Source organism: Mangrovicella endophytica, from assembly GCF_002893625.1.
Lineage (GTDB): Bacteria > Pseudomonadota > Alphaproteobacteria > Rhizobiales > Rhizobiaceae > Mangrovicella > Mangrovicella endophytica.
This window is the reverse complement of the sequence record NZ_PKMZ01000005.1, coordinates 157,549-176,351: the sequence shown is the minus strand read 5'-3', so window position 1 is coordinate 176,351 and position 18,803 is coordinate 157,549. Positions and strand designations below refer to the sequence as shown.

Below are 18,803 nucleotides of genomic sequence, written 5' to 3'. Positions count from 1 at the left end.
TTCCCTGGCCCGCTGGATGGGGGGGGCCGGATGCAACCTGCGCTGCACGACGGCGCGCTTGCCGCTGCCTCTCGAACCTCTATGGTTCAACCGCAACGCCTGTCGCCGTTCTTGCCGGAAGTATCGATGTCCGTTCTCGCCGCGCTCCACCATGTCACGCATTACCGCTACGACAGACCGGTGCAGCTCGCGCCGCAGGTGATCCGACTGCGCCCGGCACCGCATTCGCGCACGCGGGTGCCGTCCTACTCGCTGAAAGTGACGCCCGAGAACCACTTCATCAACTGGCAGCAGGACCCGTTCGGCAATTACCTCGCCCGCTTCGTCTTTCCCGAAAAGGCGACGGAGTTCCGCATCGAGGTCGACCTCCTCGCCGACATGACGGTCTACAACCCCTTCGACTTCTTCATCGAGGAAGGCGCCGAGACCTGGCCGCTGAACTATGATGAGGTGCTGAAAAGCGATCTGAAGGCCTATCTTGGACCCGAGGCCGCCGGCCCACGCCTCCAGACCTTCCTCGCCGAGCTCGATCGCAGCGAGACCGGTACGACCGACTTCCTCGTCGGGCTGAACCGCAAGCTATCGCAGGACATCACCTACCTCATCCGCATGGAGCCCGGCGTCCAGACGCCGGAGGAGACGCTGGAACGCGGCTCCGGCTCCTGCCGCGACACCTCCTGGCTGCTCGTCCAGATCCTGCGCCATCTCGGTTTCGCCGCCCGCTTCGTCTCCGGCTACCTGATCCAGCTGAAGCCCGACATCGTGGCGCTGGACGGGCCGGCCGGCACCGACCACGACTTCACCGACCTGCATGCCTGGGCCGAGGTCTACATCCCCGGCGCCGGCTGGGTCGGGCTCGATCCGACTTCGGGCCTCCTCACTGGCGAGAGCCATGTGCCGCTGGCGGCAACGCCGCATTACCGCTCCGCCGCGCCGATCAGCGGCGCCGTCGACTATGCCGAGGTCGAGTTCGCCTTCGACATGAGCGTGACGCGCATCGCCGAGCGGCCGCGCGTCTCCTACCCTTTCTCCGATGAAAGCTGGCAGGCGCTCGATGCGCTCGGGCAGGTCGTCGACGCCGAACTGGTGCGCAACGACGTGCGGCTGACGACCGGCGGCGAGCCGACCTTCGTCTCGATCGACGACTTTCAGTCGGGCGAGTGGAATGCCGACGCGACGGGTCCGCAGAAGCGCGGCCTTGCCGACGATCTCATCCGCCGGCTGCGCGAGCGCTTCGCGCCGGGCGGCTTCCTTCATTACGGCCAAGGCAAGTGGTACCCGGGCGAGACGCTGCCGCGCTGGACCTTCTCCCTCTACTGGCGCAAGGACGGCAAGCCGATCTGGCGCAATCCCGACCGCATCGCTCGCGAAAACAGCCGGCGATCGATCACCATCGACGATGCCGAGACGCTGACGCGCGAGATTGCCGCGGGCCTGGATCTCGACACCTCCAATGTCGCACCCGCCTACGAAGACCCGGCCTACTGGCTGCCGCGCGAGGCGCAGCTTCCCGAGAATGTCGACCCGGCCGATCCCAAGCTGGACAATCCCGAGGAGCGCGCAAGGCTGGCCAAGGTTTTCAGCCGGGGCCTTTCGAAGCCGGCCGGCTACGTCCTCCCCGTTCAGGCTTGGCAGTCGCAGGCCCGCCGACGCTGGATGTCGGAGCGCTGGTCGACCCGCCGCGGCAAGCTTCTCCTCGTGCCAGGCGACAGCCCGGTCGGCTATCGTCTGCCGTTGGGCTCGCTGCCCTATATCCCGCCGGCCAAGTTTCCCTATGTCCACCCGGCGGACCCCATGCAGAGCTTTCCGCCTCTGCCGGAGCCCGGCGAATTCGGCCATGGCCGCGATAGCATGCGCGCCGGCGCACAATCCCAGTCGCAGGCATCGCAGGCGCAGGGCCATTTCATCGAGAGCTCTGAACAGCGCCCGGCCGCCTCGACCGATACCGAGATCATCGGCCGGGTTCGCACCGCCATCTCCATCGAGCCCCGGGACGGCACGCTCTGCGTCTTCATGCCGCCGATGGAAGACGTGGAGGCCTATCTCGAGCTTCTCGGCATCATCGAGACGGTCGCGGAGCGGCATGATCTGCCGGTGCAGATCGAGGGCTACCAGCCGCCCTTCGATCCCCGCGTCAACGTCATCCGCGTCGCGCCCGACCCGGGCGTCATCGAGGTCAACGTCCATCCCGCTGCCTCCTGGCGCGAGAGCGTCACCATCACCACCGCCGTCTACGAGGAGGCGCGCGCCTCGCGGCTCGGCGCCGACAAGTTCATGATCGACGGCCGCCATACCGGCACCGGCGGCGGCAACCATGTCGTCCTCGGCGGCGCCACGCCGATCGACTCGCCTTTCCTGCGCCGGCCGGATCTTCTGAAGTCGATCGTCCTCTACTGGCAGCGCCACCCGTCCCTGTCATACCTTTTCTCCGGCCTCTTCATCGGACCGACCAGCCAGGCGCCGCGGGTGGACGAGGCGCGCCATGACCAGCTCTACGAACTCGAGATCGCCATGGCGCAGGTCGCAGGCCCCGGCGAGGCCATGGCGACGCCGCCCTGGCTGACCGACCGGCTGTTCCGCAACCTCCTCATCGACGTCACCGGCAATACCCACCGCTCCGAGATCTGCATCGACAAGCTCTATTCGCCGGACGGCCCGACCGGCCGGCTCGGGCTTGTCGAGTTCCGTGGCTTCGAGATGCCGCCGGACGCGCGCATGAGTCTGGCCCAGCAACTGCTGGTGCGCGCGCTGATCGCCAAATTCTGGAAGAGCCCCGAGACCGGCCGCTTTGCCCGCTGGGGCACCAGCCTGCACGACCGTTTCATGCTGCCAGAGCATGTCTGGCACGACTTCCTCGACATCCTCGGCGATCTCGAACGCGCCGGCTTCCCCTTCCGGCCCGAGTGGTTCGAGGCGCAGGCCGAGTTCCGCTTCCCCTTCTGCGGCCGCATCGAGCGCGAGGGCGTGACGCTGGAGCTGCGCCAGGCCTTGGAGCCCTGGCACGTGATGGGCGAGACAGGGGCCATCGGCGGCACGGTCCGCTTCGTCGATTCCTCCGTCGAGCGCCTGCAGGTGAAGTGCACCGGCTTCGACTCCGACCGCTACCTCGTCACCTGCAACGGCCGCGTCGTGCCGCTGCGGCCATCGAGCGTTGCCGGCGAAGCGGTAGCGGGCGTGCGCTTCAAGGCCTGGCAGCCGGCCTCCGGTCTCCACCCGACGATCCCGGTGCACGCGCCACTCACCTTCGACATCTATGATCGCTGGTCGAAGCGCTCGATCGGCGGCTGCATCTACCATGTCGCCCATCCCGGCGGGCGCAACTACGATACCTTCCCGGTCAACGCCTATGAGGCGGAGGCGCGGCGGCTCGCACGGTTCGAGGAGATCGGCCACACACCCGGCAGCTTCGAGCCGCAGATCGAAATCCCGGACCCGTCCTTCCCGCTGACGCTGGACCTGCGCCGCCCGGCGTCACTCGCCGTCTGAAGGCGAGCGGCGGAGCGAACTCTGATTCCTTCCGCCGCGGGTCCATCAAGGCGCGAACGTAATAGGCGAACTGCTGCCCAAGGTGCTCCTGCAGGAAGTAAATCCTTCACCATGCCGCTAAAGATCGACTGGCTTTAAAGGAACAATCCGCACCTCATCGTCTAGTTTCGCGCCGTTTAAGCAGCGAACAAAGGCGATGCGAGTCGACGTTCCAACCCTCTTCCTCTTGGGAACAGCGATCCTCGGATGGGCGACGCTCATCACGCTGTCCGAGCGGCGCTACCATCCGTCACGGACTCCGATCCTGCGGATCTGGGGGTGGGGCTACGTTCTTCTGGCCCTAGCCTGCGCGATGATGGCCGTGCGGGACGCCTTCCCACCGCTGTTCTTCTTCGGTGTATCGAACAGCCTGGCCGTCGGCGGCTACTTCCTGCTTGCCTACGGGATTGCCCGCTTTGCGAACTATCGCGCTCCGCGCCGGCTGATGGCGCTGGCCTTGTTGGTGCCGGCCGGCTGGCTCTTTGCACCTCTGGCGCTTTCCAACGACCTATGGCTCTCGGCCGGATCGGTGCCGATCGCGGCGCCCTGCCTGGCCGCAGCTTTCATGCTGGCGCGGCTGGACAGGCTGAAGGAGCTGCGGTCGCGCAACATGGCCGCGGCGATCTTCGCCGTGCATGGGACGATCTATGTCCTGCGCGCGGCCGGGCTGCCGATCCTGGCCATCACGGCCGGCCGCGACCTGTTCCCGCTGATCGCGGTCGTGACCATGATCGAAGGCGTGCTCTTTGCCGTCGCGGCGCCGACCGCCCTTCTGGCTCTGGTGCGCGACGAAGGTGAGGAGCGGCTGCGCCAGGCTTCGCAGACGGACTACCTCACCGGCCTCGACAACCGTCGTGCCTTCACGCACAAAGCCGAGGACGTTCTGCACGCCCAGGCGCCTGGCGCTCTGCCTGCAGTGCTGCTCGTCTTCGACCTCGACCACTTCAAGACCATCAACGATCTCCACGGCCATCAGACCGGCGACGACGTCCTGCAGCTTTTCGGCCTCATCCTGCGGACCAAGGCACGCGCCCATGACGTCGTTGCCCGCCTGGGTGGCGAAGAGTTCGCGATGCTGATGCCCGAGACGCCTCTGGCTAAAGCCAAGGAGATTGCGGCGCGTGTCGCAACCAGCCTCAGGGCGCGCTCACCCGCTCTTGCGGGCCTGTCCGAGCCGGTGACCGTCAGCATCGGCATCGCAAGGGCGGACAGAACGGGCACCCTGATCGGCCTCCTCGCCGACGCCGATACGGCGCTCTACCAGGCCAAGCGGCTCGGCCGGGACCGTATCGAATGCGTCGCCCCGCCGCCGTCCAATATCGAGGCAGCCCCGCGTCGGACCGAGCTGCTCGAAGCCGCGGCCTGACCGAGACCCGTGCGCGTCACAGACCAGATGCCGTGGAGCGGCCCGACCTCAGACGGCGCTGGCGCGTTCCAGTTCCGCCTTATCTCCGGCTGACAGCGTCAGCGACGCCGACTTCACGAGGCTCTGCAGCTGACTGTCGCTGGTGGCGCTGGCAATGGGAGCGGTCACGCCCTCGGCCGCCATGACGAAGGCGAGCGCGACCTCGGCCGGCTTGGCGCCGTGCCGGTCCGCAACGGCATCGAGCGCCTTCAGGATCCGGAAGCCGCGCTCGTTCAGGTATTTGCCCATGCCCTCGCCGCGCTGGCTCTTCGAGAGGTCTGCGTCGGAGCGGTACTTGCCGGTCAGGAACCCCGCGGCAAGGCTGAAATAGGTGATGACGCCGATACCTTCCGCGACCACGAGCTCGCGCAGCTCGCCTTCGAAATCGGCCCGGCTGTAGAGATTGTACTCCGGCTGCAGGGTCTCGTAGCGCGGCAGACCCTTCTCCCTGGCGACCTTGAGCGACTCTCGCAGCTGCGATGCCGAGAGGTTCGAGGCGCCGATCGCCCTGATCTTGCCGACCTTCAGCAGGGTGGCATAGGCGCCGAGCGTCTCCTCGTAGGGCACGCTCTCATCCGGCCAGTGCGACTGGTAGAGGTCGATCTGCTCAACCTGCAGACGCTTGAGCGAATCCTCGACCGCCTGGGCGATCCAGCGGGCCGACAGGCCCTTGCGGTCCCCGCCCAGGTCGGATCCGACCTTGGTCAGGATCAGAACCTTGTCGCGCTTGGCCGGGTTGGCCTTCAGCCACTTGCCGATGATCGTCTCGGACTCGCCGCCGCTATGGCCGGGCACCCAAGACGAATAGACGTCCGCGGTGTCGATGGCATTGAAGCCCGCATCGACGAAGCCGTCTAGCAGGCGGAACGACTGGGCTTCGTCCACCGTCCAGCCGAAGACGTTGCCGCCAAAGACGAGCGGCATGATCTGAAGGCCGGTCCGGCCGAGCGGGCGTGGCTGCATATCAGGCTCCCTGTTGCGGGTCGGACGGCGTCGTTGGACGCTGCTCTTGGACGCCGCAAACTCTGCTTTGTTTGAGGAATTGAGGAAGCGCCGCCGCCTGCCTCAAGCACGGCGCTTCCTTGATCCAGCGTCGGACGCTTGCCTCAGCCCTCCAGCGCCAGCACGATCGTGCCGAGCGGCGGCAGGGTCAGCAGCACAGAGTGCGACCGGCCATGCGCACCGACCTCTTCCGTGTCGACGCTGCCCATATTGCCGACATTGGAGCCGCCATAGATCCCGGCATCCGTATTCAACCGCTCCACATAGCGGCCGGCCTGCGGCACGCCGATGCGGTAGTCGTGCCGCGGCACCGGCGTGAAGTTCGAGACGACCAGCACATGCCGCCCCTCCCGATCCTTGCGCAGGAAGGAGATGACGCTCTGCTCGACATCGGACGTATCGACCCACTCGAAGCCGGCAGGGTCGCAGTCGAGCTGATGGAGAGCCGGGATCTCGCGGTAGAGCTGGTTCAGGTCGCGAACCAGCCGCTGCACGCCCTTGTGGTCCTCGTTCTCCAGAAGGTGCCAGTCGAGCGAGAAGTCGTGCGCCCACTCCCGCTCCTGCGCAAACTCGCCGCCCATGAAGATGAGCTTCTTGCCGGGATGAGACCACATGAAGCCGAAATAGGCGCGCAGATTGGCAAACTTCTGCCAGCGGTCGCCGGGCATCTTCCCCAGGAGCGAGCCCTTGCCGTAGACGACCTCGTCATGGCTCAGCGGCAGGACGAAGTTCTCCGAATAGGCATAAACCATGCCGAAGGTCATGTGGTGCTGGTGATAGCGCCGGTTGATCGGCTCTTCCTGCATGTAGTGCAGGGTGTCGTGCATCCAGCCCATGTTCCATTTGAAGTGGAAACCGAGGCCGCCGAGATAGGTTGGCTTCGAGACGTTCGGGAAGGCCGTTGATTCCTCGGCGTGTGTGGTCGCCTTCGGATAGTATTCGCCGACGCGCTCGTTGGTCTCTTTCAGGAAGGCCATGGCCTCGAGGTTCTCGCGCCCGCCATAGATGTTGGGCTCCCACTCCCCGTGGTTGCGCGAGTAGTCGAGGTAGAGCATCGAGGCCACCGCATCAACGCGCAGGCCGTCGATGTGGAAGCGGTCGAGCCAGTAGAGGCCGTTGGCGACGAGGTAGTTGCGGATCTCCGTCCGACCGTAGTCGTAGATCAGCGTGTTCCAGTCTTTATGGAAGCCGCGCCGCGGATCCGGGTGCTCGTAGAGCGCCGTGCCATCGAACCAGCCGAGGCCGTGGATGTCGGTCGGAAAGTGTCCCGGCACCCAGTCGAGCAGGACGCCGATGCCGGCCTGGTGCAGCGCATCGACGAGCTCGGCAAAATCCTCCGGCGAGCCGTAGCGCGAGGTCGGCGCATAGAGCCCGATCGGCTGGTAGCCCCAGGAGCCGTAGAACGGATGCTCGGATACAGGCAGGAACTCTACATGGGTGAAGCCCATGTCCTTGACGTAAGGCACGAGCTCCCTGGCCAGCGCCTTGTAGTCGAGGAAGCTATTGCCCTCGCCACGGCGCCAAGAACCCAGATGCACCTCGTAGATCGAGATCGGCTTCTCGGCATCCTGCCAGTCCTGGCTGTGCTGCCGGAATGCCTCGTCCTTCCAGTCGTGCTCGACGAGGCCCTCGACGATCGAGGCCGTGGACGGCGCCTGCTCCTGCTTGAAGCCGACCGGATCGGCCTTCAGCGGCATGATGCTGCCATCCGGGCCGACGACCTCGTATTTGTAGACCTCGCCGCGGCCGATACCGGGGACGAACAGCTCCCAGATGCCGGCTTCGTGCCGCTTGCGCATCACGTGGCGGCGGCCGTCCCAGGCGTTGAAGTTGCCGACGACGGAGACGCGCCGCGCCGAGGGCGCCAGCACGGCGAAGGCCGTCCCATGGACGCCGTCCATCGTCGACGGATGGGCGCCGAGACGTTCATACAGCCGGTAGTGCGTGCCCTGCGCGAAGTAGTAGAGATCCTGGTCGCCGAGGATGAAGCCGAAGCGGTAAGGGTCCTCCTCTTCCCAAGTGATGCCGTCATGGGTGAAGCGGAAGCGGTAAGGCTGACCCTTCTGCAGCCCCGGCACGAAGCCGGAGTGGAAGCCGTCATGGCCGACGGGCTCCAGTTCGCCGAGGACGTTCCCGCTTCCATCGATCACAGCGGCCGTCTGTGCTCCGGGCCGGAAACAGCGCACGATGCTGCCACCATCCGCCGCAAAGATGCCGAGAATGGAGAACGGATCGCCATGGGCGCCGCGGCCGATCTCCTCGACCTCATGCGGGTTCGGACGATGCTCGACGGCGGCGGACGCGCCGCCGTTGGTCGTGGCCGTATCGCTCATTTCAGGACCTGTCGCTTTTCGAGGAGAGCCACGATTCCGCGCAAGGGGATCGGCAGCCAGCTCGGCCGCATCGCAGCTTCGTATTTGAGTTCGTAGAACGCCTTCTGCAGCACGAAGAGATCGAGCAGCCGCGCGGTTCCATCATCGGTGTGATCGATGCCGGAGGCCGAACTCCAGGCTGACAGGAAGGAGCGGCTCGTCTCGTCGCGCCACGCCTCCGCCATGTCCTTGAGACGGGCAGCGGTCGTCTCGTCCGCCGGACCGGCCCTGTCGCGCGCGGTATAGGCGGCGTAGTCGAACGAGCGCAACATGCCGGCGACGTCGCGCAGCGGCGAGGACTTGCGGCGACGGTCCTCCAGGGATGCCCCCGGCTCACCCTCGAAGTCGAGAATGATGACGTCGTATCGCGAGACCAGCAGCTGGCCGAGATGATAGTCGCCGTGGATGCGGGTGAGAGCGCCGCCGACGCCGGTCGTCAGGACGTCGCCGAACCAGGCGAGGATCGCGGAGCGAGCCGCCAGCAGCCGGCCGACATCCTCGGCAACGGCCTCGGGCAAAGAGGCGCCCAGCCGCTCCAGGAGGTCGAGCGCGCTTTCAGCCTCACGCCGGGCCGCCGCGGCAAAGTCCGCCAGCGCCTCGTCGTCCATCGGCTGAGGATCGAAGTCCGGATCGCCGGTGAGCGTCGCCAGCGCCCGGTGCATCTCACCCGTGCGCTTGCCGATCACCGGACCGGTGTCGAGGCGGGTCAGCATCATGGAGCCGGACTCCGGCTCGATCGTGTGCCCCATCTCCTCAACCGGCGGCTGGATGGCATAGGCGTTGTCGCGCAGGAAGCGGGCGAGTTCCTCCGTCACCACCGCCCAGGCGTCGCCCTGGTTGTCGACGCGCTCGAACAGAGCGGCGACGGCCGCCTCGCTGCCGTCCTCGCGCTTCAGCACCATCGATGACAGGAGCGCCGGGGCTGCGGCAAAGTCGGTCTTCTCGGTGAGGAAGCGGGTGACCTCCAGCTCCGGCTGGATGCCGTCGCGCAGGCGCCGGTAGAGCTTCAGGATCGCCGTGCGACCCACCGCGATCGAAGTGTTGGACTGCTCCCCGGAGAGCGGCGCGATGTCGGCCTGATCCACTTCGGCGGCGGCAGCGAGCTTCTCCGAGGCGGCCGCCGACGGCTCGACACGGAGCGTGCCGGTCTCGCTCAAAGCGTAGTCGCCGCCCTTCGCCATGAGGCCGACCATCATCGTGACCAGCAAGGGATCGCGTGACCCGTCGAGGATCACGCCGACCTTCGGGCCCTGGCGGATCTTCATCAGCGTATAGGGCAGCGTCGGCGCGTCGCGATGGAGGTAATTCTCGCCCCACTTGGCGCTCAGCGGCAGGAAGTAGCGATGCTCGCCTTCGGAGGTCGCAATGCTCACCTCGTTGAAGGCATGGCCGCGCGAGCCGCCGGCGGGCGTGCCGAGAACGTCGAGCTTGGCCTGCCGCGGCCGGTCCGCCTTGGCGGCGAACCAGCGCTGTCCGCCCATCCAGCTCGACATGATCGTCTCGACTTCGCGGCGGTTGCGCTCGTTCAGCGTCGCCTTGAGATCGCCGGTGACGACAATGGTGGTGAAGTCCGGCAGGGCCACCGGCTCCGAGCTCTGCGGTCCGCCGGCATTGGTGGAAAGGTCGAACCAGAAGAAGCCGTAGGCTGGGAGCGTCAGAGTGTAGGTGCCGAGGCCGATCGCCGGGAACCGCGACTGTCCGAGCATCTCGACCGGCTGCACGCCGGCATAGGTCGACAGATCCAGTTCCACCGCCTGCGCCGATGAGGACAGGTTTGCAACGCAGAGGATGCGCTCGCCGCCGTGCTCGCGCACATAGCAGAGCACCTTGCGGTTCGACGGATACAGGAACGAGATCGTGCCACGGCCGAAGGCTTCCTTGGTGCGTCGCACCTGGATCAGCCTACGGCTCCAGTTCAGCTGGCTCGACGGATTGTTGGACTGCGCTTCGACATTCGTCGCCTGGTAGCCGTAGATCGGGTCTTGGATCACCGGCAGATAGAGCCGCTGCGGATCGGCACGCGAGAAGCCGCCATTGCGGTCAGCTGACCACTGCATCGGTGTGCGAACGCCGTCGCGATCGCCGAGATAGTAGTTGTCGCCCATGCCGATCTCGTCGCCATAGTAGAGCACCGGCGTGCCTGGCATCGACAGGAGCAGGGCGTAGAGCAGCTCGATCTTGCGGCGATCATTGCCCATCAGCGGCGCAAGGCGCCGGCGGATGCCGAGATTGATGCGCGCGCGCGTGTCCACGGCGTAGGTGGACCACAGGTAATCGCGCTCCTCCGCCGTCACCATTTCGAGCGTCAGCTCGTCGTGGTTGCGCAGGAAGATCGCCCACTGGCAATTATCGGGGATTTCCGGCGTCTGCCGCATGATGTCGGTGATCGGGAGCCGATCTTCCTGCGCCAGCGCCATGTACATGCGGGGCATCAGCGGGAAGTGGAACGCCATGTGGCACTCGTCGCCGTCGCCGAAATACGGGCGGGTGTCCTCCGGCCACTGGTTGGCTTCGGCGAGCAGCATGCGGCCGGGATAGTGCTTATCGAGGTCGGCGCGGATCGCCTTCAGGACATCGTGCGTTTCCGGCAGGTTCTCGTTGTTGGTGCCCTCGCGCTCGACGAGATAGGGGATCGCGTCGAGCCGCAGCCCGTCGACCCCCTTATCGAGCCAGAAGTGCATGACCGACAGCACCTCCTCCATGACCTTCGGATTGTCGAAGTTGAGGTCGGGCTGGTGCGAATAGAAGCGGTGCCAGAAATACTGCTGTGCGACCGGGTCCCACGTCCAGTTCGACACTTCGGTATCGAGGAAGATGATGCGGGTGAGATCGTAGCCCTTGTCGTCGTCGCGCCAGACGTAATAGTCGCGCTCCGGACTGTCCTTCGGCGCGTTGCGCGCCGCCTGGAACCAGGGATGCTGGTCCGAGGTGTGGTTGATCACCAGCTCGATGATGACGCGCATGCCGCGCTTGTGCGCCTCGTCGACGAAGCGCTCGAAGTCTTCCATCGTGCCGTAGGTGGGATTGACCGACCAGTAGTCCGAGATGTCGTAGCCGTCGTCGCGCAGCGGCGACGGGAAGAAGGGTTGCAGCCAGATGGCTGTGACGCCGAGCTCCTGGATGTAGTCGAGGCGGCTCAGGAGGCCGGCAAAGTCGCCAACGCCGTCGCCGTTGGAGTCGGCGAAGGTCTTGACGTGCACCTGGTAGATGATCGCGTCCTTGTACCAGTCATGCGCAGCCGGGTTCGGTCCGGCGCTCGCCTCGTTCGGCGTCAGGATGACGTGCTCGTTCATGGAATTGGCCTGCTCGCGGTTCAGCGGGAGATCTTCAGGACGGCGTAGGGGCGCTCGGACGGGTTCAGGTACCAGTGCTGGATCTTGCCGTACCAGTTGAAGCTCTGGCCGGAGACGAGATCCGTCACCTCGACGCCCGCATCGTCGGAAAGGCCCAGCTCCCACAGCGGGACCTCGAAATTGCCGCCCTGCCCCCAGTGCGGATCAAGCGAGACGATGAAGAGCAGGATGGAGCCGTCCGGCGCCGTCTTGCCGTAGTATAGGACGCGCTCGTTCCAGAAATTATAGAAGGACAGGTTGCGGAACGACTGCAGCGCCGGCTCGGTGCGCCTCAGATTGTTGAAGAAGGCGATATCGTCGCGGATATTGCCCGGCGCCTTCCAGTCGAAGGCCCGGATCTCGTATTTCTCGGAGTTGAGATACTCCTCCTTGCCCGGCACGGGACGCGCGTCACACAGTTCGAAGCCGGAATAAACGCCGTAGTTACCCGCGAGCGTGGCCGCGAGCGCAAGGCGGATGCGGAAGCCGGGCCGGCCGCTGACCTGCAGGAAGCGCGGATTGATGTCCGGCGTGTTCACGAAGAAGTTCGGCCGCATATACTCGACGCATTTCGACTGCGTCAGCTCGGTCATGTACTCCGTCAGCTCCCACTTCACGTTTCGCCAGGTGAAGTAGGAATAGGACTGGTTGTAGCCGACCTTGGCGAGCCGCTTCATCACCTTTGGCCGGGTGAAGGCCTCGGCGAGGAAGACGACGCCCGGATCGACCTTGCGCACCTCGGCGATCATCCATTCCCAGAACGGGAACGGCTTGGTGTGCGGATTGTCGACGCGGAAGATCCGGACGCCCTTGTCCAGCCAGAACAGCACGATGTCGCGCAGCTCGAACCAGAGCGAGGGAATGGCGTCGCGGTAGAAGTGGACGTTGACGATGTCCTCGTACTTCTTCGGCGGGTTCTCGGCGAACTTGATGGTGCCGTTCGGCCGCCAGTCAAACCACTCCGGATGCTCCTTGATCCAGGGATGGTCAGGCGAGCACTGGATGGCGAAGTCGATGGCGATCTCCAGCCCATGGTCCTTCGCCGCGTCGATCAGCCGGGCGAAATCCTCGAAGGTGCCGAGCTCGGGATGCAGCGCGTCGTGGCCGCCCTCGGCTGAGCCGATGGCATAGGGGCTGCCGGGATCGCCCTCGCCCGGTGTCAGCGTGTTGTTGCGGCCCTTGCGGTTGGTCTTGCCGATCGGGTGGATGGGCGGGAAATAGAGGACGTCGAAGCCCATCTCCTGAATGTCGGGCAGACGCTTGATGACGTCGTCGAAGGTGCCGTGGCGGTTGACGTCGCCGGATTGCGAGCGCGGCATCAGCTCGTACCAGGCGCTGAACGCCGCCGCGGTGCGGTCGACCCAGACCGGCACGTCGATCGGATAGCGCGTCAGGTTGGTGCGCAGGCCGGCGGCGGCGAGCAGCGCCACCGCCTCGGCGGACTGCATCGCCTCGTACTGCCCGTCGGCATCCGCCCTGGACTGCAGATCCTTCAGCCTCTGGTCGAACGCCGCGAGCTGCTTTTGCTCGTCAGCCGAGCCGCGGCCGGAGGCGAGCGCCTTCTCGACGAGCTGACGGCCTTCGGTCAGCTCGAGATCGGTCAGGACGCCGGCGTCGCGCTTCTTCTTCGCCTCGTCACGCCAGGTCGCATAGACGTCGCGCCAGGCCAGGATGGAGTAGCGATAGGGACCGGGCTTGTCGAAGGTGACCTCGGCGCCCCAGCGGTCGTTCTCGATGAATTCGAACGGCACCTCGGACCAGCTGTCCGATCCCGCTTCGCCATAGATCAGCGCGGCTGCGATCTTGTCGTGCCCATCCGAGAAGATGTCGGCGGTCACGAGCATCGGCTCGCCTTCGGCACGCTTGACCGCGAAGCGGCCCCCATCGATCTCCGGCTCCACGCCCTCGATGGCCAGGCGGCTTTCGGCCAGATGGCGCAGCTCAGCCTCGGACTGAGGGTCGCGCGCCGGCCGGAAAGAGGCGGTGGCGGGCTTCGTCGTCATGCGAGGTGTCGTGGCTGCATCGGACATGCATCGACCTTCCGGGTCCGGTTGACGGGCGGACGGGACGCCGAACGGCCGGCCGGCGGATCAGAATCCGTCCGCCTCGTCCGTCCGAACGATGCACCCTCCGAAGCCTAGAACCGCGCAAGCGTGCCTCAGGTTGCGCTGCAAACAGCCTTTTCCGGAAAAGCTGCGCTGCCATACCGACGACCCGCTCCGCTGAAGAGCCCGGCGGCAGACCGCCGCCGCGCCTTTTTCGGGCGATCAGCCCTGCCAGGCGCGAACGACCTGCCGCTGCTCGCCGAGGCTCGAGCCGCCGAGGGTGACGATGTCGCCATCCTTCAGGAAGCGCGGCGGATTGCGCGCCGCGCCGACGCCCGGCGGCGTGCCCGTGGTGATGACGTCGCCCGGCATCAGCCGCATGAACTGCGAGAGATAGGAGACGACGAAGCGCATGCCGAAGATCATCGTTGCCGTCGATCCTGTCTGCATCCGCTCGCCATTGACGTCGAGCCAGAGGTCGATCGCCTGAACGTCCTCGATCGCGTCCGGCGTCACCAGCCAGGGGCCGAGCGGCCCGAAGGTCGGTGCGCTCTTGCCCTTGGTCCACTGACCGCCGCGGTCCTTCTGCCAGTCGCGCTCGGAGACGTCGTTGCACAGGCAGAAGCCGGCAACGTGGTCGAGCGCGGCTTCCTCGGAGACGTAAAGGGCCTCCTCGCCGATGACGATGGCGACCTCGACCTCCCAGTCCGTCGACTTCGAGCCCTTTGGCACGATGATGTCGTCGCGCGGCCCAATGATCGACGACGGCGCCTTGTTGAAGATGATCGGCTCGGTCGGGATGGGGGCGCCGGTCTCGCGCGCATGGTCCTCGTAGTTGAGGCCGACGGCTATGAAGTTGCCGACGCGGCCGACGCAGGGGCCGATTCGGTGGCTGGGATCGGCCTTGGGCAGGCTTTTGGGATCGAGCGCGCGGATCTTGTCGAGCATGCTGCGGCTGAGCGTGTGGCCAGCGATGTCGTCGACCTCGCCGGAGAGATCGCGGAGCACGTGCTCCGCATCGATCAGGCCGGGCTTCTCCGCCCCGCTGTCGCCATAGCGTACCAGTCGCATTCGCTCTGCCTCCTGCCTGCCGTGCCGCACCAACGCGGCCCGACGACAGATAGATGCCGAATGGCGTCTGTCTCTATGCGCGGGTGAGGTTTCTCAGGCGGGGCCGCCGGGACCGGCTCCCCAGGCCTATTGCTGCGCCGCCTCCGTGCCCTGTGGGCGGCCGGCCGAAGCCAGCTGATCGCCCCGCTCCGGCAACCGCGGGCCCGTGTTCAAGCGGTCATAAACGCACTTGCCGTTGGCATAGGTCGCAGCGACGCTGCGGTCGTCGCCGAGCATCATCAGCGCGAACAGCTCTTCGGCCAGCGTCTCCGCCCGCTGCATCCGGCGCCGCAGCGCGGCCGTGGCGCGGCTGTCGAGCACCACGAGGTCGGCCTCGTAGCCCGGCGCCAGCTGGCCGATCGTCCCCGCCAGCCCGATCGCCTCGGCATTGCCCGCTGTCATCATGTGAAAGGCCTCGAAGGCCGTCAGTTTCTCACCCCGCAGCGCCAGCACCTTGTAGGCCTCCGCCGCCGTCTGCAGCATGGAATAGCTGGTGCCGCCGCCGATATCGGTAGCGAGCCCGACCCTCAGGCCGGCCTCGCGCGCCGCCGCCAAGTCGAACAGGCCGGAGCCGAGGAAGAGGTTCGAGGTCGGGCAGAAGATCGCGGAAGCCTGATGATCCGCCAGCGCCGCACGCTCGCGCTCTGTCAGGTGGATACAGTGTCCGAACAGAGCCTTACGACGCACCAGCCCATAGCGCTCGTAGACCGCCGTATAGTCATCGGACCACGGGAACAGCTCGCGGACATAGGCGATCTCCGCCTCGTTTTCCGAGAGGTGCGTCTGGATGGGGAGATCGGGAAACGCCGCGGCGAGCGCGCCGGCCGCTTCCAGCTGCGCCTCCGTCGAGGTCGGAGCGAAGCGCGGCGTGATAGCGACGGACAGCCGGCCGCGGCCGTGCCAGCGCTCGATCGCCGCCTTCGTTTGGTCATAGCCGGTTTGCGGCGTATCGAGCAGCGCCGGTGGCGCGCCGCGATCCATCATCACCTTGCCGCCGATCATCCTGAGGCCGCGTCGTTCGGCCTCAGTGAAATAGGCATGGACGCTTTCCGGATGCGACGTGCAGAAGGCGCTCGCCGTCGTCGTGCCATTGCGCAGGAGCTCGTCGAACAGGAAGCGCGCCGCAGCGGCCGAAACCGCCGGATCGCCGTAACGCGACTCCTCCGGGAACGTGTATTTCTGCAGCCATTCCAGCAGCTCGGTGCCATAGGAGGCGATCACCTGCGTCTGCGGCATGTGCAGATGCGGGTCGATGAAGCCGGGCAGGACGAGGTGCGGCCGGTGATCGACGAGTGTCACCTCCCGCGTCAGTTGCGGCAGCAGCACGCGCGCCTCGTCGACGGCCTTGATGATGCCGGCCTCGATCAGGACGATGCCATCCTCGATGAAGCGCAGCGCAGCCTCGCCGGCAAACGCCGGATCGGCCTCGAACCACAGAAGCCGGCCGCGGATCGCGAGATGGCGCCTCATCGTCCCGTCACCCCGTCGCCGGACTGGATCCAGCTCGCCAGAAGCTGGCGCTCCTCCGGCTCGAGCCCGGTGACATTGCCGGGCGGCATGGCATGGCTGCGCACCGCCTGCCGCTCGATCAGCGGCGCGTAGTGAACGATGTCGGCGGCGGTCTCGAGGACGACGCCTTTCGGCGCATGCGAGATGCCCGGCCACAGCGGCTCGCGCGCATGGCACATGGAGCAGCGCGACATCACGATCGACTCCGCCGCCTCGAAATGGGGCGATGTCGCAAGAGCGAGTTGCGGGTCCTGCGTCCACGCGGCGGCAGCGGCGTCGGACGCCTCGCCCGCCCGCCAGCCGGGCGAGCCGGACAGCGTCACGATGATCGCGAAGAGGACGGCCGCGACGCCCCAGCACCACCAGAGCTTGGCGCCGGTCTTGTGCATGGTGTTGAAGAAGTGGCGGATGACGGCGCCAAGCAGCAGCACCACCCCGGCGATCGCCCAGTTCCACTCCGTCGCGAAGGCGAGCGGATAGTGGTTGGAGAGCATCAGGAAGATGACCGGCAGCGTCAGGTAGTTGTTGTGCAGCGAGCGCTGCTTGGCTTCCTGCCCCAGCCGCGCCTCGGGCGTCCGGCCGGCCTTCAGGTCGGCGACGACGATCGTCTGGTTCGGGATGATCGTGAAGAAGACGTTGGCGCTCATGATCGTCGCGATCATTGCGCCGGTGTGCAGCATGGCACCGCGGCCGGAAAAGACTTGGGCAAAGCCGAAGCTCGCGGCGACGACATAGACGAAGAGCACGGCGAGCAGCGCCGTGTCGTTACGCTTCAGCGGCGACTTGCAGAGGGCGTCATAAACGAGCCAGCCGAGCGCAAGGCCCGCAATGCCGATGAGGCTGGCACCCCAGGCCGGCAGATCCGCCTTCTCGGGGTCGATCAGGAAGAGGTCCGCGCCGAGATAGTAGACGAGGAAGAGGAGCGCGGCGCCCGACAGCCACGCCGAGTAGCTCTCCCATTTGAACCAGGTGAGGTCCTCGGGCATGTGAGGCGGCGCCACCATGTATTTCTGCACATGGTAGAAGCCGCCGCCATGCACCTGCCAAGCCTCGCCGCCGACGCCCGCCGGCGGGGTGCCGTGGGGCTTGCGCAGGCCGAGGTCGAGGGCGATGAAATAGAATGACGAGCCGATCCAGGCGATCGCCGTCACGACATGCAGCCAGCGGACGCCGAACTGCAGCCAGTCTGCCAGATAGGTTGCCATGCGATGCCTTGCCGTTCCTTCTGCAAAGGACGAGCGACAGGCGACCGCGCGAGGAGCAGCGGTCCGTTAGATCTCGCCGACCCGGGCCAGCGCCCGAGCTATGACACTGCCGACCGCCGAAGACCGGCGGGCGGAAGGCGGCAGCGGCCAGTCACCCGGCCGCCACCGCCAGGTTGATCAGGACTTCACGCCCTCGACATACCAGTTCATCTTGAGGAGGTCGGCGTCCGGGATGACCTGTCCGGCGGCGATCTTCTCGGTGCCCGACTGATCGTTGATCGGGCCGGTGAAGACGCTGTAGGTGCCGGCCTTCGTCTCGTCGACGATCTTCTGCGCCGCCGCCTTCACGTCCTCCGGCATCTTCGGGTTGAAGGGCGACATCTCGACGAAGTCCTCCTTCATGCCGCCCCAGACGTCGCCGGGTTTCCAGGTGCCGTCGAGGACCGCCTGGACCGACTGGACGTAATGCGGCCCCCAGTGGTCGACGATCGCGGTCATATGGGCGTTGGGCGCAAAGCTCTGCATGTCCCAAGCCTGGCCGAAGGCGATGGCGCCGCGCTGCTCGGCAGCCTGCAGAGGCGCCGGCGAGTCAGTGTGCTGGGTGATGACGTCCGCACCCTGATCGAGAAGCGCCTTGGCGGCATCGGCCTCCTTGGCGGGGTCGTACCAGGAGTTCACCCAGACGACCTGGGTCTCGAACTTCGGGTTGATCTTGCGGGCCGCGAGCGTGAAGGCGTTGATGCCCATCACCACCTCGGGGATCGGGAAGGAGGCGACATAGCCGCCCTTACCCGTCTTCGACATCATCGCGGCGATGGTGCCGAGCACGGCGCGGCCTTCATAGAAGCGCGAATTGTAGATGCCCATGTTCGGGGCGGTCTGATAGCCCGTCGCGTGCTCGAACTTCACGTTGGGGAACTGCTTGGCGACCTTCAGCGTCGGGTTCATGAAGCCGAAGGAGGTCGCGAAGATGATGTCGTTGCCGGCCTGGGCCAGCTGGCGCAGCACGCGCTCGGCATCCGGACCTTCCGCGACGCTTTCGACGAAGCTCGTCTCGACCTTGTCGCCGAGCTTCTCCTCCAGGAACTTGCGGCCCTGATCATGGGCGAAGGAATAGCCGTAGTCGCCGACCGGGCCGACATAGATGAAGGCGGCCTTCACCTTGTCCTTGCCCTGCGCGCGGGCGGCGACCCCGAGACCGGAGAGGGCTGCGAGCGAAGCGGTGCCGGTCAGGAGCCGGCGCCGGGTGATCTGGAACATGAAATCCTCCTGGCTTGGTGGGGATGGTGGCGATGATC

Annotated in this window: 10 protein-coding genes; 2 read left to right on the top strand and 8 right to left on the bottom strand. The window is 66.2% G+C overall.

Annotation, left to right across the window (positions count from 1 at the left end):
- Window positions 1–126 precede the first annotated feature (126 nt).
- Both C0R46_RS13610 and C0R46_RS13605 read left to right on the top strand, forming a co-directional pair.
- The gene (locus tag C0R46_RS13610) at window positions 127–3,486 is read left to right on the top strand and encodes a transglutaminase family protein (RefSeq protein WP_102960184.1); all 3,360 of its coding nucleotides are present in this window, start codon (window positions 127–129) and stop codon (window positions 3,484–3,486) included.
- Window positions 3,487–3,682: 196 nt separating this feature from the next.
- Window positions 3,683–4,891 carry a GGDEF domain-containing protein gene (locus tag C0R46_RS13605; RefSeq protein WP_102960183.1) on the top strand — a complete coding sequence of 403 codons (1,209 nt, stop codon included), beginning with the start codon at window positions 3,683–3,685 and terminating at the stop codon, window positions 4,889–4,891.
- 48 nt (window positions 4,892–4,939) lie between these two features.
- On the opposite strand, the gene C0R46_RS13600 is transcribed toward C0R46_RS13605, so the two are convergent.
- From C0R46_RS13600 to C0R46_RS13565, 8 genes are all read right to left on the bottom strand, one after another.
- Complete coding sequence (locus tag C0R46_RS13600) at window positions 4,940–5,893, bottom strand: aldo/keto reductase (RefSeq protein ID WP_102960182.1); 954 nt, start codon at window positions 5,891–5,893, stop codon at window positions 4,940–4,942.
- Window positions 5,894–6,036: 143 nt separating this feature from the next.
- Window positions 6,037–8,265 carry a 1,4-alpha-glucan branching protein GlgB gene (glgB, locus tag C0R46_RS13595; protein WP_102960181.1) on the bottom strand — a complete coding sequence of 743 codons (2,229 nt, stop codon included), beginning with the start codon at window positions 8,263–8,265 and terminating at the stop codon, window positions 6,037–6,039.
- Window positions 8,262–11,597: a maltose alpha-D-glucosyltransferase gene (gene treS / locus C0R46_RS13590; RefSeq protein WP_102960180.1), complete on the bottom strand. Its 3,336-nt coding sequence runs from the start codon at window positions 11,595–11,597 to the stop codon at window positions 8,262–8,264. The genes glgB and treS overlap by 4 nt, the downstream gene beginning before the upstream one ends.
- A gap of 20 nt (window positions 11,598–11,617) precedes the next feature.
- Window positions 11,618–13,639: an alpha-1,4-glucan--maltose-1-phosphate maltosyltransferase gene (locus C0R46_RS13585; protein ID WP_102960179.1), complete on the bottom strand. Its 2,022-nt coding sequence runs from the start codon at window positions 13,637–13,639 to the stop codon at window positions 11,618–11,620.
- Window positions 13,640–13,903: 264 nt separating this feature from the next.
- Complete coding sequence (locus C0R46_RS13580) at window positions 13,904–14,752, bottom strand: fumarylacetoacetate hydrolase family protein (RefSeq protein WP_102960178.1); 849 nt, start codon at window positions 14,750–14,752, stop codon at window positions 13,904–13,906.
- Between the two features lie 126 nt (window positions 14,753–14,878).
- On the bottom strand, window positions 14,879–16,261 hold the full coding sequence (guaD, locus tag C0R46_RS13575; protein ID WP_102960177.1) for a guanine deaminase: 1,383 nt from the start codon (window positions 16,259–16,261) through the stop codon (window positions 14,879–14,881).
- Window positions 16,258–17,505 carry a urate hydroxylase PuuD gene (locus C0R46_RS13570; RefSeq protein ID WP_102960176.1) on the bottom strand — a complete coding sequence of 416 codons (1,248 nt, stop codon included), beginning with the start codon at window positions 17,503–17,505 and terminating at the stop codon, window positions 16,258–16,260. The genes guaD and C0R46_RS13570 overlap by 4 nt, the downstream gene beginning before the upstream one ends.
- A 177-nt stretch (window positions 17,506–17,682) precedes the next feature.
- Complete coding sequence (locus tag C0R46_RS13565) at window positions 17,683–18,765, bottom strand: BMP family ABC transporter substrate-binding protein (protein ID WP_102960175.1); 1,083 nt, start codon at window positions 18,763–18,765, stop codon at window positions 17,683–17,685.
- Window positions 18,766–18,803: the final 38 nt, after the last annotated feature.